Source organism: Chryseobacterium sp. SSA4.19 (assembly GCF_022601875.1).
Taxonomy (GTDB): Bacteria; Bacteroidota; Bacteroidia; order Flavobacteriales; family Weeksellaceae; genus Chryseobacterium.
Genome location: NZ_JAKVIP010000022.1, coordinates 33,447 through 50,685, shown reverse-complemented (window position 1 = coordinate 50,685; position 17,239 = coordinate 33,447). Strand labels below are relative to the sequence as shown.

The window sequence follows — 17,239 nt, the reverse complement described above, 5'->3', positions numbered from 1 at the left end:
GGTGATAAAAAAGTGTTTATTGCTGTTAGCAGTAACAGCAGTATTGGGCGTAAAAGCTCAAAAAAGTCAAGTGGATCCGTTTAAAAAAGGATCAGTGATGGTATTCTGGGGATGGAACAATTCAGTATATTCAAAATCAGACATTCATTTTAAGGGGGATGGATATGATTTTCAACTGAATAATGTTGCAGCTCATGACAGACAGACGAAATTTGATTGGGGTACGTATTTTAATCCTACTTCAATTACAATTCCGCAGGTAAATTACAGAATCACATATTTTCCAAAAGATAATCTCGGGATTACTTTAGGGATGGACCATATGAAATATGTAATGGATCAGGAGCAGACGGTAGATTTTAAAGGATATATTAATGATCCTGAATATGCAGGTCTGGTAAAGAATGGAAAAGTAGATTTAAGCGATGCGAAATTATTGACATTTGAACATACAGACGGTCTGAATTACATCAATATCGGAGCTCAGAAATATCACAATATTTTTAATAAGAAAAATATTGATGTTTTTGTAAGCTACGGGGCAGGAATCGGAGCTTTATTACCCAAATCTAATGTACAGCTGATGGGAAATGAAAGAAGTGACAGGTTCCATCTGGCAGGTTTCGGAGCAGATGCAAGAGCAGCCGTGAGCCTGGTAGCCATCAGACATATTGTAGTTCAGCTGGAAGGCAAATTGGGTTATATCAATATGCCGGATATCAAAACTACCCTCAACAATAAGCCGGATAAGGCTTCACAGGATTTTGTGTACGGCGAGTTGGATTTTGGCATCGGATATACATTTAATACAAAAAAGTATAATTAAAATAGAGCTTAACGCCTTACAAGCTTAAGCGAAAAGCATAGAATATGAGCGAAGAGGTTAAAAAATTCAAAATCACTATAGACGGACAGACTACTGAGGTTTTGCCTGGAACTTCTATTTTGGAAGCTGCCAGACAAATCGGTGGAAAATCTGTACCTCCTGCAATGTGCTATTACAGCAAGCTGGAAGCCAGCGGAGGAAGATGCAGAACATGTCTGGTGGAAGTATCCAAAGGATCTGAAGGAGATCCCCGCCCTATGCCGAAATTGGTTGCCAGCTGCAGAACCAATGTGATGGATGGGATGGAAGTAAAAAACCTTACTTCTGAAAAAGCGCAGGAAGGAAGAAAAGCCGTGACTGAGTTTTTGTTGGTTAACCACCCTTTGGACTGCCCGATCTGTGACCAGGCCGGCGAATGCCACCTGCAGGATCTCGGTTATGAATACGGTAATGAGAACACAAGGACTGAGTTTGAAAGAAATACCTACGATGCAGATGATCTTGGCCCGAATATTAAGTTGAACATGAACCGTTGTATCCTCTGCGCGCGATGCGTCTTAACAGCCAATCAGCTGACAGAGACCAGAGAGCACGGAATCCTTTTCAGGGGAGACCACGCAGAAATCTCAACGTATTTAAATAAAGCGCTGGATAATGATTTCATTGGAAACGTTATCGATGTTTGCCCGGTAGGAGCCTTAACAGACAGAACCGCACGTTTTGAAAGCAGAGTATGGTTTACAAAGCCGATGAACGCTTCATGCAAATGCGACAAATGCTCAGGCAAAACTACGGTTTGGATGAAAGGTGACGAAATTATCCGAGTAACTGCCAGAAAAGACCAGTGGGGAGAAGTGGAAGAATTTATCTGCGATACCTGCCGTTTTGAAAGAAAAAATCTGAGCGACTGGAATATCGAAGGCCCGAGACATATCGACAGACATTCGGTTATTTCCCTGAACCATTATGAAAAGCCTAAAGATGAACTGAGGGTTTTAGATAATCCGCTGGCTAAAGAAATCAGTGAAAAAGACGAAAAATAATTTAATGAAGACATCAGATTGAAGACATTAGATAGCAGACTTTGCCATTCTAATTTCTAACTTCTAATATCTAACCTCTATAAAACAAAATGGATTTACTTACATTTAAATTGATACTTGTACTGGCACTTTTCCTTTTATCACTAACGATAGCAGCCTACTCTACCTGGGCGGAAAGAAAAGTAGCGGCCATTATGCAGGACAGGATCGGACCTAACAGATCCGGGCCTTTCGGTTTGCTGCAGCCTCTTGCTGACGGTGGAAAGTTTTTCTTTAAGGAAGATTTTACACCCGCCAATGCAGAAAAGTTCCTTTTCGTATTGGGGCCGGCTTTGGTGATGTTTATTTCATTGATTACCGGAGCAGTTATTCCCTGGGGAAAAAGCTTAAATATTGCCGGGACTTCTTTTGATCTTCAGGTGGCTAATATCGACGTAGGTGTGCTTTTCATTATCGGAATGGCATCCATCGGGGTTTACGGTATTATGATCGGAGGCTGGGCTTCCAACAATAAATATTCATTACTAGGTGCTATCCGTGCCTCTTCCCAGATGATTTCTTACGAACTTGCAATGGGATTGGCTTTGCTTTCCATTATTATGATGACGGGAAGCCTGGATTTAAAAGAAATTACGGAAAGCCAGACCAACGGAAAATTGTGGGGATTTATTCCCTGGGTTTCTGGCCTGAACTGGAATATTTTCTATCAGCCTATTGCTTTCCTGGTCTTCTTTGTAGCCGCTTTGGCAGAGACCAACAGGCACCCTTTCGATTTACCGGAATGTGAATCTGAGCTGGTGACAGGATACTCTACGGAATACTCTTCCATGAAGTTAGGATTGTACATGTTCGGTGAATATGTAAATATGTTTATTTCCAATGCGTTTATGGTTGTTCTTTTCTTTGGAGGCTACAATTATCCGGGCATTGAATGGGTAACGCAGAACTGGGGGGAGAATACCGCAGGAATTTTGAGTATTGTCGCATTCTTAACAAAAACAATCATCGGAATTTTGATCTTTATGTGGATCAGATGGACACTTCCGAGATTCAGATACGACCAGTTAATGCATTTAGGATGGAAAACGTTAATTCCTATGGCGCTGGTAAACTTATTAATTACTGGAGCTGTAATTTTAGCATTCGGAAATTAATTAATTTGAAAATTTGAGAATGAGCTAATTTGAAAATTTAATACATAAAATTATCTTTAGCTTTATAAATATTAAAATTAAGATAACAGACAAGATTAGTCTAAAATCTAATGTCTAACATCTAACATCTATAATTAAATGAAACTTACGAACAGATCAAAAGTTGTTTCCAATAAAGAGATGACCCTTGCTGAAAAGATTTACCTTCCTGCCATTTTTACAGGGATGGGGATCACATTCAAGCATGCTGTAAGAACCGTATTGAAAGGCGCTCCCGCAGTATATTCGTATCCGGAAGTACAGAAGCCGAGAGCAGATATCTGGAGAGGTCAGCACGTTTTAAAAAGAGACGAGGAAGGCAGAGAAAGATGTACTGCCTGCGGATTGTGTGCCGTGGCCTGCCCTGCAGAAGCCATCACCATGACAGCAGGTGAAAGGACAAAGGAGGAAAAACATCTTTACAGAGAAGAAAAATATGCATCGGTATATGAAATCAATATGCTGAGATGCATTTTCTGCGGAATGTGTGAAGAAGCCTGTCCGAAATCTGCCATCTATCTTACCGACAGACTGGTAGACGTGGAAACCAACAGAAGATCGTTCATCTACGGAAAAGATAAATTGGTTGAAAAAATAAACGAAAGGATTGACATCACTGAAAGACAGTCCGAGAAACAAAAAAATGCGGTAAAATAATGGATCAGTTTTTATTTTTCTTGGTGGCATTTTTAGCAGTGGCAAGCGCAGTGTACTTTGTATTCGCGAGAAATCCTTTATATGCTATTTTGTCATTAATTGTTACGATGTTTTCTATTGCAGGCATGTACATTCTTCTGAATGCACAGTTCCTTGCCATTATTCAGATTATCGTATATGCCGGTGCCATCATGGTGCTGTTCCTTTATATCCTGATGATGCTTAACCTTAATAAGCAAGACGAAAGTAAGAAGAACAATACTTTAAAATTTGTTGGAGTTTTTACGGCAGGTCTTTTATTAATTGGGGTTTTAGGTGTATTCAGAGGTGTACAGCAAAACCAGGTGATTGTTGAAAACGCAGATAAAGGCGTTGGACTTACGAAAAATCTTGGCAGACTTTTGTTCAATGAATATGTTTTGCCGTTTGAGCTTGCATCCATCCTTATTCTGGCAGGTATTGTAGGTGCGGTATTAATCGGTAAAAAAGATTTATAAATTATGGGAGAAGTAAATACATTTATACAAAGCATCCCTCTGAATTACTTCATCATTCTTTCGTCAGTATTATTCTGCTTAGGAGTGCTGGGTGTATTGCTGAGAAAAAATGCGATTGTTATTTTGGGTTGTGTAGAGCTTATGCTGAATTCTGTAAACCTTTTGCTGGCTGCCTTTTCAGCCTATAAAGGAAACGGAGACGGACAACTTTTAGTTTTCTTCATTATGGTGGTGGCTGCTGCGGAAGTGGCGGTAGGCCTGGCAATTATTGCCATGCTGTATAGAAATACCCGTTCTGTTGATGTAAGTATATTTAATAAATTAAGAGGATAAGAATGGAGAATTTAGTATATGCAATCATACTTTTACCACTTTTAGGGTTTCTTATAAACGGTTTATTCGGGAAAAGCCTTCCAAAAATAGTGGTAGGTTCCCTGGCTACGGCAATGGTATTTATCCCGTTCTGTATCGCAGTAAGCATTTTCATGAATTTCGATTCTGAAAGCCAGCCCGTAATCGTAAAAGCTTTTGAATGGTTCAGGGTAAACGGCATCCAGATCAATTTTGGGTTCCAGATCGATCAGCTTTCATTAATGATGGTCATGATCATTACAGGAATCGGGTCACTGATTCACCTGTACTCTATCGGATATATGAGCCACGATAAAGGTTTCTACAAGTTTTTTACTTACCTGAACCTATTCATCTTCTCCATGCTGTTATTGGTAATGGGAAGCAACTACCTGATCCTGTTTATCGGATGGGAAGGTGTAGGACTATGTTCTTATTTACTGATCGGATTCTGGTATACCAACGAAGAATACGGTAAAGCGGCAAGAAAGGCTTTCATTATGAACAGAATCGGTGATCTTGCGTTACTGATCGGTATTTTCATGATTGCCTCTCAGACCAATGCGGTAGATTATCTTTCTGTAAAAGAAAATGCCGGCAAATTTGAACTGGACGGAAGCGTGATTATTTTTATTACTGCGAGCTTATTTATCGGGGCAACTGGTAAATCTGCGCAGGTTCCTTTATATACGTGGCTACCGGATGCGATGGCAGGTCCGACACCTGTTTCTGCATTGATTCACGCAGCCACCATGGTAACGGCAGGTATTTATTTAGTGGTAAGATCCAATTTCTTATTCACTTTGGCACCAACCGTTCAGGACGGAATTTTATTAATCGGATTCTTAACCGCTGCTTTGGCAGGATTCTATGCACTCCGTCAAAACGATATTAAAAAAGTATTGGCCTACTCTACCGTTTCACAGCTTGGATTTATGTTCATTGCTTTAGGTTTAGGGGCTTACACTACAGCCATGTTCCACGTGATGACACATGCGTTTTTTAAAGCCTTGTTATTCCTTGGGGCAGGTTCTGTAATTCACGCTATGAGCAATGAGCAGGATATGCGCTTTATGGGTGGTCTTAAAAAATATATTCCGGTTACACACGCTACTTTCCTGATCGGTACTCTGGCAATCTCTGGATTCCCATTGTTATCCGGGATGATTTCAAAAGATGAAATTTTAGTGGCGGCCTTTGCTAAAAACCCTGCTTACTGGGTGATGTTATTTATTTTAGCAGCTGTTACGGCCACCTATATGTTCAGACTATATTACCTGACATTCCACGGAGATTTCAGAGGGACCGAAGAACAGAAACATCACCTGCATGAAAGCCCTTCCAATATGACGATTCCTTTAATCGTACTGGCCATTCTTTCTGTGGCAGGAGGTTTCATTAATCTTCCTCACTTCATCGGCCATGGTCATTATGCCAAATTAATGGAATGGCTGAAGCCGGTTCTTACGGAAGAAAGCTTTAACCAGATGGAAGCAACTCTTTCAGGAGTGCCTTTCGGTACAGAAATGATCTTATTAGGAGCGACTGTTTTAATGTTTTTTACCGTATGGTTCCTTGTTAAAAATACGTATGTAAATAAGAAAAAGCAGGCGTTGCCGGAAGAAATGTATACGGGTTGGGAAAAACTATCTGCCAAAAAATTATATATTGACGAACTTTACAATGCTATTATTGTAAAAACTGTTGAAGGATTAGGACGCGGAGGAAGGATGTTTGATAAAGGTATTCTCGATCGTCTGGTAGACTTTGTAGGAGAAGGCGCTGAAGACAGCGGTAAAGCTATGAAACGCATCCAGAACGGAAATGTGGAGAATTACATTCTGATCATGTCTCTAGCAGTGGGAATTATATTAATCGTTAACTTTTTATTACCGTAACAATGTCTGGTTTGTTAATAACTTTATTACTATTACCTCTCGTAGGTTCGGGATTGGTCTTTGCATGGAAAAATAATTCCAGCAAGTATTTGGCACTGGGAATTGCATTGGTACAGATGCTCCTTACCTTCTATATTCTTTCGGATTTTAATTTTGGTCCGACTGTAGACAGTAAGCTGCAGTATGAAATCACTTATCCGTGGTCACAGTTCATCAAAAGCACGCTTCATTTCGGTATTGACGGTATGAGTATGCTTCTTCTGCTTCTGACCAATATTTTAGCACCGATTATTATTTTATCATCTTTTAATGAAAATGTAAGCTACAGAAATACATTCTACGGTTTGATTCTTCTGATGCAGTTCGGCCTTGTAGGAGTCTTCACTTCACTGGACGGATTGTTATTCTATATTTTCTGGGAAGTTACTCTGATTCCGATCTGGCTGATCGCCGGGCTTTGGGGCCAGGAAAATAAAAGATTTGAATTTACTACGAAATTCTTTGTGTATACCTTCGTAGGATCATTATTCATGTTAGCAGGATTGATCTATGTGTACAACCACTCTGCATCATTTGCCCTGACTGATTTATACAATGCTCAATTAAACGAAACACAACAGACGGTTGTATTCTGGTTTATCTTCTTTGCTTTTGCGGTGAAATTACCGGTATTTCCTTTTCATACGTGGCAGCCAGACACCTATACGTACTCACCGACGCAGGGTTCCATGCTTTTATCAGGGATCATGCTGAAAATGGCCATATACGGTGTTATGCGCTATCTTCTGCCGATTACACCGATTCCGATTGCTGGAATATCAGGACAGATTGTACTGATCCTTGCCATTATAGGAATTGTTCACGGAGCCTTGATTGCTATTATCCAGACGGATATGAAAAAGATCATCGCCTATTCTTCTTTCTCTCACGTAGGTCTTATGGTAGCAGGTATTTTTGCTTCCGCCGTCATTACTTTGAGAGGAACCTTTAACATAGAGGGAGCTGAAGGGGCGCTGGTACAGACTTTTGCCCACGGGATTAACGTGGCTGGTTTGTTCTACTGCTGCGATATTCTATATAAAAGATTTAAATCCAGAGACATCAGACAAATGGGCGGGCTTGCCAAGGTAGCTCCTAAGTTTGCGGTCCTGTTTCTGATTATTATATTAGGATCAATGGGAGTTCCATTGACTAACGGATTCGTTGGGGAATTTATCCTTTTGAAATCAGTATATGACTTTAATGGAACTGCAGCCGTTATTGCAGGACTTACCATTATCCTTGCAGCGGTTTATCTGTTGAGATTTTACGGAAAAGCGATGTTCGGGCAGGGTGACGAAGCGGTTTTAAGTACAGCACGGGATTTATCTGCGGTAGAATTTTCCGTATTGGCAAGTCTGGCAGTATTTGTAATCGTGTTGGGGATTTTTCCGCAGCCGATTATTGACATGGTAGGCAGTTCAGTAAGGTTTATTTACGGTTCCATGGTTAATTAAGAGTAAGTTTAAGATAAAAGATTAAGAATTAAGAGATCAGAAAAATTAGAAAATAGAAAATTAAGGTTTGTAAACGGTAATCCAGAAACTTTAAATCCTAATCATTTTATTTAAAAATTTTCATCTCAAATCTCAAATATAAATTATGAGTGTTTTAATTATTGTTTTCCTAACGGCAGTCGTTGCGTTATTTTCAGGAGTTTTTGAACAGGGAAAATTCGCAAGGTACATTGGAATTTTGGGATTAATCATCGCATTATTTGTAAGTTTCATGCCGGAAAATTCGTTCTTTGAACAGTACAGGCATATGTATGACTATACGGCAAATACCGCATTGTTTACTAAAATATCACTGGTGATCACGCTACTGCTGTTCTTTTTGGGAGGTTTTGCATTCAGTAACCACAGAAGCCATCAGTCAGAATTATATGCCTTAATGCTTTTTGCGCTTTGTGGCGGGATTATCCTTTTCGGATTCCAGAATATGGTGACTTTATTCCTCGGCATCGAAATTCTTTCTATTCCATTATATGTGATGGCAGGAGCGAACAAGACCGATTTAAGATCCAACGAAGCCTCTATTAAATATTTCTTAATGGGTGCATTTGCAACAGGTTTCCTTTTGTTCGGGATTGCATTTATTTACGGAAGCACCGGAAGTTTTGATTTATATAAGATCCATGATTTCGGGATGTCCAATCCTAAAGATGTCATGTTTATCTTAGGCGTACTGCTCATCCTGTGTGCACTGGCCTTTAAAGTGGCTTTGGCACCATTTCATATGTGGAGCCCGGATGTATATTACGGAGCACCATCACTGATTACGGCTTTTATGGCGAGCGTGGTTAAAATTTCAGGATTCTTTGCATTGTTCAGATTAATGACGATCGGATTTGCAGGCGTTACCAATGAATGGATCAATGTTTTCGGCGTGTTTTTAATTATTACTTTATTATTGGCCAACGTTATGGGACTTGCGCAGACGAACGCCAAGAGAATGCTGGCCTACTCTTCCGTATCTCACGCAGGATATATCGGTTTGGTATTCTTCGGAATTACCAGTCTTTCTCCTTATAATTTAGCATTCTATTTATTTGCCTATGCATTATCTACTGTAGGAGTTTTCATGTGCCTAATTTATGTAGAGAAACTGAAAAGGGAAACTTCTTTCGGCGCATTCAAAGGATTGGCCAAATCAGAACCATTGCTGGCTGTAGTAGCTGCAGTATCGATGCTTTCAATGGCGGGGATTCCGCTAACGGCAGGCTTCATGGGTAAATTTGCTTTATTTTCCCAGGCTATGAACGGCGCTGCCTTTCTTGTTCTGATCGCCGTATTAGGTTCTGCAGTTTCCATTGCATATTACCTTAGGTTAATCATTGCGATGTTCTTCTTTAAAGAAAGTACATTCAAGTCTTCGGAGAAAGTAACGCTTACCTATAATATTGTTGCGGTGTGCATTATTGCATCTATCATTGCATTGGGCGTTTTCCCGGATTTATTTGCAAGACAGTTCGGACTGTAAAAAGTCATCACAAATCATATAAACCACAACATAAGAGTTGTGGTTTTTTTATAACTTTACTTTAAATTTCAGCTTTGGCAAATCTTTATAAAAAAGACGCTCCATTTCAGGTTTACATTTCATTTAAAAAATATCTTGATGTATTGGAACACATCCGGTACAATGACCGTCTGGAATATCGTGCCAGCTATGCAAAATCGTTGATTGAGAGAACAAAGAACTTCCGCGAGCTGAGGGACGGATTTCAGGACACTTCGCTGCTGGAAAAGCATGAAGACCTCATCGGGCTGGTATTGGCAGACCTCTTCCCTACCGGGCTTACCAATAATGAAATAAAAGCGGCCAGCATTCCGCTTTCTGATATAACATTCAACTATACCGAGCGGTTTAAAAGTATCCTTAAAGATGCCGGAAAAGATTTTGAAATGGAACTAAGGAACATCGATGATGACGAATTTTATGTATTTTGCTGCTGCCTGATCGTACAGAGCTATTTCAAAAGGGATATCAGAAGTACACTGCCTTTTTATTATGACATCCCGAACCGGCAGGGCATTATGAAACATTACAAAATCACGGTAAATGCCGATTTCACCGAGGTGTACCCTACGGAAGGCACAAAGATACCTTCAGATGACGTGTTGGATATCCTGCTTGAAAACCTGGATGATATTAAGCTCTGGAAAAAACATTTCCCTTACGAATCCTGGATTTTGAAAGGTTTTACCATAATTTCCCTGGTTGACTGCACCTCGGAAGTTGCGCTATCAGATCTGAAATCCAGCATGATCAGCATCGATCCGGGTAACCTTTCGCCTGATGAAAACCTGATCGAAATCTTCAAATCGTATTTTGATGTTCCTGAGCTTAATTTCGGCTTAATGCTTTTCAATACAAAAGATCAGCGTCTTGAAAAACTGCCGATTTATGAAAACCTTTTTACCCATCATATTCTGGATTTCTGGATCAATGCTTTTGACGAAGAAACCAGAAAGAGCACCTTCAGCAACATCAATTATAATTCTAAGCCTTTTGTTATCTCCAATGTGGAGAATCTGGATCAAGAAATACAATCCCTCCCATCATTTAAGATTTTAAAGAATAACCATATTAAAAGCTTTATGGTCATCCCGATCATGAAAGACAATGAACTGCTGGCCATTATGGAATTCACATCACCCGTTAAAAACAGTTTCAACGGATTAAAGCTCAAAAAAATGGAGTTTTTCACGGATATGATCCTGTTTTCCCTGAACCGGTTCAGTTTCGAGAAAAACTATCAGATCGAGGCCATTATCCAGAGAGAATATACTACCATTCATGACAGTGTCATGTGGAAGTTCCGTAATGAGGCGGAAAAATATTTTAATGCTTCTCTCGGGAAAAAAATATATACCCTGAAACAGATTTCTTTCAAAAATCTTACCCCGCTTTTCGGTTTCTCCGATATCCGTGCTTCTTCGGAAAAGCGTTTCTATCTGATGCTGGAAGACCTGAATCAGCAGATTGACAGCCTGCACAAAATTTTTTCCTTAATCACATCGGATGCAGAACAATATATATTAGCGCTTGAAGTTTTCGAAAACGAACTGAATAATGAAATAAAGGCAGACAGCGAACAGCGTTTCCAGAGATTGCTGAGAGACGAAATCCATCCTTTTCTGCAGGCAAAATTAGAGATCAGAACATCCAGTGAGGTCAAAGCAAAAATCAAGGATTATTTTGCCCAGGTCTATCCTCAGAACGATTTGTTTTATTTCAACCGGAAAAGCCTGGATGATTCCATCACACTGGTCAACAGAAAAGTGGCTGATTTGCTGGATGAAGACCAGGTTGAAGCACAGCTGATTTTCCCGCATTATTATGAAAGGTTTAAATCCGATGGCGTAGAACATAATTTGTATACGGGCCAGAATATTGCCCCGGATTTGCCATATACCTCAAAGGTCGTCCAGAAACTAAGATACTGGCAGCTGAAGACGATTTGCAACATAGAACATGAATTCCAGAACTTTAAGAAAGACCTGTCGATTCCTCTGGATATTGCTTCTTTAATTTTTGTGTACAATGAAAAGATCGACATCCGTTTCCGGATGGATGAAAAACGCTTTGATGTGGACGGTGCTTTTAATTCCTATTATGAAATTATTAAAAAGCGGCTTGATAAAGCGCATGTAAAAGGCTCAGAAGAAAGAATTACCTGCCCGGGAAAAATAACCGTTGTCTATTTCGGGATGGAAAACCAAAGGGAATATCTGGAATACATCAGTAAATTACAGAAAAGGAATATTCTTAAAAATGATATAGAATTTTTAAAGGTCGAGGATCTGCAGGGAATTACAGGGCTTCTGGCATTAAGGGTTTCACTGGCATAAAAATCAACTCATCAGTTTCAGATGAATTCATTCTGTATTATTATCTTAAAAATGAATCGTTTTTTGAGATTGATTGATTTCAACTCCAGATGTTAACTACTTTTTTTTAATGTTAACCAATATATTTAGCCTAAGAAATATTCTTACATTTAAAAGAAATAAACATATGAAAAATTTTTTCCGTTTTTTGAGTGGTGATCTTTTAATCAACGAATTGGTAAGTGTTCAATCAAAAATAAAATTTACGGTTATAATGATTCCCATGATGTTCATTATCATTTTATTTTCATCATTACTGCAATTGCTTTTTGTTCATTGGGAAATTATAGATCCGATTAAATCCCAAGGAATGATCCCATCATATATGAAATCAATGTCCACGTTTGAAATAGTTCTGGAAATCGCTTTATTAGCTCCTCTATTAGAAGAAACAGCTTTCCGAGGACCATTACAAAATAATCCTTTGTTATTCAAAGTAGCATTGGTTTCGCTTACATACTTGATTATCTGCCGGATTGCCGATCTAAATTTCTACAAATTGAGCCTGCCAACTGCTGGAGTTCTCGCAATATCTTTTCTAAACTTGTTGATTTCCAAAAAAATCATTGCAAGAATTATATATAATCTAAGTAAACGTATTTATCGCACCTATTTTATATTGGCTAGTGCCATAGCTTTTGGATTATGGCATTACTATAATTTCGATTTTAGCCATAGTAGTTTTTTAACAATTATTATTTGCTTGCTTCCCTTCACACTTAATGGATTACTTTTTTCGTATGTAGCTGTAAAAAATGGACTACTTTGGAGCTTCATTTTACATACTGTCAATAATTTGTGGCCATTAATCTTATGGCTTTAAAATAAATACAGACTTCTTCATCAGTTTTTTCAACACACATTCGTTTGAATAATATTACCTTTTTACCTTTAGTACATGCAGTATAAATTTGCAATTATTTTTTAATCGTTTTTTGAGATTATTTAATTTTTTTTTAATCTGACCAGTTGCAACCTTTATATTTTTTGTAACTTATTCTTATTAAAGAAATAATAGGACCTAACGTAATCTTTAAAACTTTGATAAGGATACGTTTTACTTTATCATCGAACATAAAAAAAGGAGATCATGATGATCTCCTTTTTAAATATGCTTTGGTTTGCTGTTATTACAGTTTGTTATTCACATCCGTATAAGTTCCCGTAATGGTTGACGTCCCGTTTTTGGTAACCGTTCCGTGAATCGTAATGGAGGAATTGCTTCCGATAAACTCAATCTTAGATCCCTGGTTGATGGTCAGGTTTCCAAAAATCGTTACATTCCCTTCAATTTTCCAGTTGGCATTGCTGTTTAGGATCATGTGTCCGTAGGTCGTCAGGTTTCCTCTCAGATTAAGAAGGGCACCGCTGTTGATGTTAAGCGAGTTCCAGGGATTGCTCTGCGTCCCCTGGTACAGCTGTCCGTACATATTAAAAGTCGCATTGCTGTTGATGTTAACACCTTGTGAAGCGGTCAGAGCACCACACCATGTCAGCACCTGATTCACATTGATTCCCTGAAGGCTTTTTGTTCCTGAATATTCCAGAGTCTGTCCGGAATTCACATTCAACCATTCGCTCCCGTTGTACGCTGCGTAACCGGAACAGTTTACCGCACCGCTTGCAGGCGCTACCGTTTTGATGATCTTAAGTCCACCCGCTCCTGTGGCAACAAAAATATACTCGCCTCTACTCATGACGAAGTTGGAAGATCCGGTAAGATCGATAGATCCCATCAGGGTCAGGTCGTTATTTTGTGGAGCGTACACATAAATCCCCGCACCGCCGTTGGCTACGAATACACGCCCGGAATTCACCGATACCGCGTTGCTTACAATATCGGCAGGGTTTACGTTCGGAAGATCTGTAGGCACAGACAGCTTCTGAAGCTTGGCACCTGTTGACAGATTATACACACCTACTCCGTTGTATCCTTCGGAAACCAATAATTTTCCGTCGATGAAATCAATTGTTCTCTTAGCTTCTGCCACATCAGATGAAGTGGCAAAAGAGGTAAGAAGGTTTAATCCGTTGGCATCATAAATTTTTACTCCATCCGTTCCGCTGAGAACTACTACTTTATTATTGTTATATCCCAAAGCTCTGAGATCGCTCAAAGGAATAGACACTTCTACCTGCTGGCTCGTTTTGCTGAGCTGGGCTAAAACACCCGTTGCTCCTGACACCGCATAATATTTTGAGCTGCCTGATGTCACATCCGTTCCCACTTTCCCGGTCAGAACCGTTTGCTGAAGAGCATTGGTCAGCATACCGCCATTAAGCGTCATGCTTCCTACGAAAGCCGGTGTCTGAGCACCTGAAGCATAGATATCTTTTGCACCGGCAATGTATAATTTACCGTTGTCGTATCGTACCGAACTCACATCGGTATCGGGAAGAATAGCCTGCATCACCAGCTGCGGAGCATTGGGGTTGGTGATATTCAATACTTCAATGGCTCCTAAATAGGTTTCTCCTTCAGTATTATAAGATACGTAGGCATAGTTTCCTTCTATAGCAACGTGCGTGGCGCGAAGCGTTTTCCCGTTATAAACCGGTGGTGCTACCTCTGCTACCAATACCAACGGAAAGTTACCTGCTGTTGTCGTTTTCCCGGCAAAACCCGGCTTCAAATCCAAAACTCCCGAATGGGCAAAATCAATTCTTTTGCTTAACGTTTTAGCATCAGAATTTAAAATAGGTCCGTTTTCCTGATTGTTTTGAGAATCCATGTCATCATTTGTACAGGATACTACAGCTAAAAATGAAAGTGCCGCGAGGTACGGTAAAATTTTTCTCATAGAGATGTTTTAATATTATTCTTTATCTAATTTAATAAATTCTAAGCCTGGTAATGATAGTGCGCTGAGAAAAGTTATACTTGTACGGTTCCCATTTTCATCTACTTTCAAAATAATTGAGCTACAGCAGGGTGATGTTCTAAAATAGTTCTGATAACGTGCTCCGCATTTGAAGCATTCCGTTACCATAATTTCATTTTTTTCCATAAATATATTCAATTTAAAAATAAATAGTTTTCAAGAAAACAACAATTTGTATTTTGTTATAATGAGGTCGCAGTTAAGTTACGGTTTGCATATAAGTCCAGCCGGTCTATCTAAAATACCGGAAGATGTTGATGTCACCACTGTAATAGTGTAATCCAGATTCAGTGTAAATGCACTTTCTGGTAGAGCATCTGATACTAAAGTTTGATCCGTTGCAGTTAAAACTGCGATTGCGATTTGTTTTGTCATGATCATATTATTTAATTTTTATTCTTTTTTAATCGCCCTCCTTTGAACAATACAAATCTACGGCGGCAATAAAAATTTCTTTGTAGTGGAAAATGGAAGTTCATGTAGTAAAATAACTACAGGCTTTTTCATTTGGTTTAAATAGAAAAGCCCTCAACACCTTTAAGTATTGAGGACTTATATAAAATTGATATTTCTTACTATAATGTAGTTGCAGTATAAGTTACTGTTTGTGCATAATTTCCCTTAGGCCTTCCAAGAACTACCTTTGATTTTTTTCCTGCTGAAATAGAATAGGCAATATGTAAAGATTGTTTTGACCCTTAAACTTGGGTTACTTACCAGGACTGATTATACAGCCTAAGAATCTCGACCAATTCAGGTATGGATCGTATTTTCAGCTTGTCAAACAGCCTGTTCTTATAAGTGCTGATCGTTGATGAATGCAGATTCAGTTGATTAGAAATTTCTTTGAGGGGAAGGCCTTCTGCAAGCTTATTGGCAATTTGCAATTCACGGTCTGACAGTGATTCAAAAGGAGAACTTTTTGTCGCACCCGTTAATGATTCTAAAAAGATCGTTTCTTTTAAATTATCACTGACATACCGGCCTTTGCTGAGCATCGACGTTAAGGCAGCCTCAATTGCTTCAGCGGAGCTTTGCTTGCTTAGATAGCCGCCAGCTCCCATTTTTAGGTAACGCGCCGCATACAACTCTTCATCCTGTGAAGAAAATATCAAAATATTTAATTCAGGTTGGTGAATTTTTATGTAATCTATTGCTTCCTGAACAGTACCATTAGGCATATTAACGTCCATTATGACCAGATCCAATTCTTCTTTCAGAATTACTTTGTACAGCGATTTATAATCCTCTATTTCTGAAATTATGGCATCGGGCCTGAGCCTTCTGATTGTTTGTATCAAACCCATCCGGACAATACCATGATCATCTGCTACAGCAATACGAACATTTAATTTTAAATCCTTCATTCACTAAAGTTAGGTAAAAAAAGCGAAACAGTTGTTCCGTTACTTTCAGACGAAATGATGTCTATGTTTCCGCACATCAAGGATATAAAATTTTTTACAATTTTCAAACTTAATCCAACTCCTTTTTCGCCCACAGTTCCCTGAAATATAGGATTATCATATGTATAGATCGCAGATAAGTATTTTTCATTCATTCCTGTCCCAAAATCAATTACAGAAAGTATCATCTGATCGCCTTCTTTAACTGACTGTAAATAAATATCCTGATCCGAAAAGGAGTATTTTACCGCATTGTTAAAAATTTTGTCTAAAACATATTCTAGCAATAATTGATCAGTTGTAAGAAATGCATTCTGATCCCCTTTAAAATAAAATTTAATGTTTTTTTCTTTTAATTTAGCAGCATATTTTTCTTCTAAATGATGAAAAAGATCCATCACCCTGATTTTAACGGGTTTAATCTTAAATTCCCCATATTGTGTTTTTAACCAGGAGGTGCTGTCCTGAACAGTTTGCAGATTCTTCCGGGCATCACTTTTTACCTGAGGCAGCAACTTAAAAAAATCTTTCTCATTGATGGTCTTTTCTTCCAGCGCTTCTATAAGCCAGATAAAATTTCCAAACAGTTCTTTTGAGTCATGAGATAATATCGAGATCAGTCCGTTCTTAAAATTGATTTCGCTTTCCAGTTTTTCTATTTTTATCTGCAGTTCCTTGATACGGTCATCCATAATGTAATTATAAATGTTAAAAAATTTTCACTTCAATATTTTTTAAAGTTGATTTATGATTTACTTTTATCTATTTCCTTGCCAAAGAATTTCCGGATCATATCTGAAAGCGTTGGTTTTAATATTCGTTTATTATAATAACAAAATATATAATGCAAAATAATTTTAAAGCCCTTCTATCTTGATTTGATATGTATATCCATGGGAAAGGATCTTCTCATCTTATCTGACAATTGATCCACTCCCCCACCTTCCGATATCGGGCATATTTTCAGTATTAAATAAACGCATAGATTTGATATCTATGAGAAAAACTGTGAAGATTTATTATAGTAATGTGAAAAAGCCTTCCGCAGTAT

At 38.6% G+C, this 17,239-nt stretch carries 16 protein-coding genes; 11 read left to right on the top strand and 5 right to left on the bottom strand.

Annotated elements, in window-relative coordinates; genetic code table 11:
- Positions 1 to 19 precede the first annotated feature (19 nt).
- From MKJ01_RS14650 to MKJ01_RS14600, 11 genes are all read left to right on the top strand, one after another.
- On the top strand, positions 20 to 826 hold the full coding sequence (locus tag MKJ01_RS14650; RefSeq protein ID WP_241614842.1) for a hypothetical protein: 807 nt from the start codon (positions 20 to 22) through the stop codon (positions 824 to 826).
- 44 nt (positions 827 to 870) lie between these two features.
- Complete coding sequence (locus MKJ01_RS14645; RefSeq protein WP_241614841.1) at positions 871 to 1,869, top strand: 2Fe-2S iron-sulfur cluster-binding protein; 999 nt, start codon at positions 871 to 873, stop codon at positions 1,867 to 1,869.
- An 89-nt stretch (positions 1,870 to 1,958) separates the two neighbouring features.
- The gene (gene nuoH, locus MKJ01_RS14640; RefSeq protein ID WP_241614840.1) at positions 1,959 to 3,023 is read left to right on the top strand and encodes an NADH-quinone oxidoreductase subunit NuoH; all 1,065 of its coding nucleotides are present in this window, start codon (positions 1,959 to 1,961) and stop codon (positions 3,021 to 3,023) included.
- A gap of 138 nt (positions 3,024 to 3,161) precedes the next feature.
- On the top strand, positions 3,162 to 3,719 hold the full coding sequence (locus tag MKJ01_RS14635; protein WP_241614839.1) for an NADH-quinone oxidoreductase subunit I: 558 nt from the start codon (positions 3,162 to 3,164) through the stop codon (positions 3,717 to 3,719).
- Positions 3,719 to 4,216, top strand: coding sequence for an NADH-quinone oxidoreductase subunit J (locus MKJ01_RS14630; protein WP_241614838.1), 498 nt, complete (start codon positions 3,719 to 3,721; stop codon positions 4,214 to 4,216). Before MKJ01_RS14635 ends, MKJ01_RS14630 begins: the two co-directional genes overlap by 1 nt.
- Before the next feature lie 3 nt (positions 4,217 to 4,219).
- The gene (gene nuoK, locus MKJ01_RS14625; RefSeq protein WP_027380123.1) at positions 4,220 to 4,549 is read left to right on the top strand and encodes an NADH-quinone oxidoreductase subunit NuoK; all 330 of its coding nucleotides are present in this window, start codon (positions 4,220 to 4,222) and stop codon (positions 4,547 to 4,549) included.
- Positions 4,550 to 4,551: 2 nt separating this feature from the next.
- Positions 4,552 to 6,465 carry an NADH-quinone oxidoreductase subunit L gene (gene nuoL / locus MKJ01_RS14620; protein ID WP_241614837.1) on the top strand — a complete coding sequence of 638 codons (1,914 nt, stop codon included), beginning with the start codon at positions 4,552 to 4,554 and terminating at the stop codon, positions 6,463 to 6,465.
- A 2-nt stretch (positions 6,466 to 6,467) separates the two neighbouring features.
- Complete coding sequence (locus MKJ01_RS14615; protein ID WP_241632675.1) at positions 6,468 to 7,961, top strand: NuoM family protein; 1,494 nt, start codon at positions 6,468 to 6,470, stop codon at positions 7,959 to 7,961.
- 145 nt (positions 7,962 to 8,106) lie between these two features.
- The gene (locus tag MKJ01_RS14610; protein WP_241614835.1) at positions 8,107 to 9,486 is read left to right on the top strand and encodes an NADH-quinone oxidoreductase subunit N; all 1,380 of its coding nucleotides are present in this window, start codon (positions 8,107 to 8,109) and stop codon (positions 9,484 to 9,486) included.
- A gap of 74 nt (positions 9,487 to 9,560) precedes the next feature.
- Positions 9,561 to 11,861, top strand: coding sequence for a hypothetical protein (locus tag MKJ01_RS14605; protein ID WP_241614834.1), 2,301 nt, complete (start codon positions 9,561 to 9,563; stop codon positions 11,859 to 11,861).
- A gap of 166 nt (positions 11,862 to 12,027) precedes the next feature.
- Positions 12,028 to 12,723, top strand: coding sequence for a CPBP family intramembrane glutamic endopeptidase (locus MKJ01_RS14600; RefSeq protein WP_241614833.1), 696 nt, complete (start codon positions 12,028 to 12,030; stop codon positions 12,721 to 12,723).
- A gap of 307 nt (positions 12,724 to 13,030) precedes the next feature.
- Here MKJ01_RS14600 and MKJ01_RS14595 read toward each other — a convergent pair whose 3' ends face one another.
- The 5 genes from MKJ01_RS14595 to MKJ01_RS14575 all read right to left on the bottom strand — a co-directional run bounded on the left by MKJ01_RS14595 (position 13,031) and on the right by MKJ01_RS14575 (position 16,880).
- Entirely contained in the window at positions 13,031 to 14,701 is a 1,671-nt protein-coding gene (locus tag MKJ01_RS14595; protein ID WP_241614832.1) for a hypothetical protein, read from the bottom strand.
- A 15-nt stretch (positions 14,702 to 14,716) separates the two neighbouring features.
- Complete coding sequence (locus MKJ01_RS14590; RefSeq protein ID WP_241632672.1) at positions 14,717 to 14,908, bottom strand: hypothetical protein; 192 nt, start codon at positions 14,906 to 14,908, stop codon at positions 14,717 to 14,719.
- Positions 14,909 to 14,986: 78 nt separating this feature from the next.
- A complete protein-coding gene (locus MKJ01_RS14585) occupies positions 14,987 to 15,157 on the bottom strand; it encodes a hypothetical protein (RefSeq protein ID WP_241614831.1) in 171 nt (56 codons plus the stop codon).
- Between the two features lie 338 nt (positions 15,158 to 15,495).
- Positions 15,496 to 16,149, bottom strand: a complete 654-nt coding sequence (locus tag MKJ01_RS14580) for a response regulator transcription factor (protein ID WP_241614830.1) — start codon at positions 16,147 to 16,149, stop codon at positions 15,496 to 15,498.
- Entirely contained in the window at positions 16,146 to 16,880 is a 735-nt protein-coding gene (locus tag MKJ01_RS14575; protein ID WP_241614829.1) for a sensor histidine kinase KdpD, read from the bottom strand. The genes MKJ01_RS14580 and MKJ01_RS14575 overlap by 4 nt, the downstream gene beginning before the upstream one ends.
- Positions 16,881 to 17,239 lie beyond the last annotated feature (359 nt).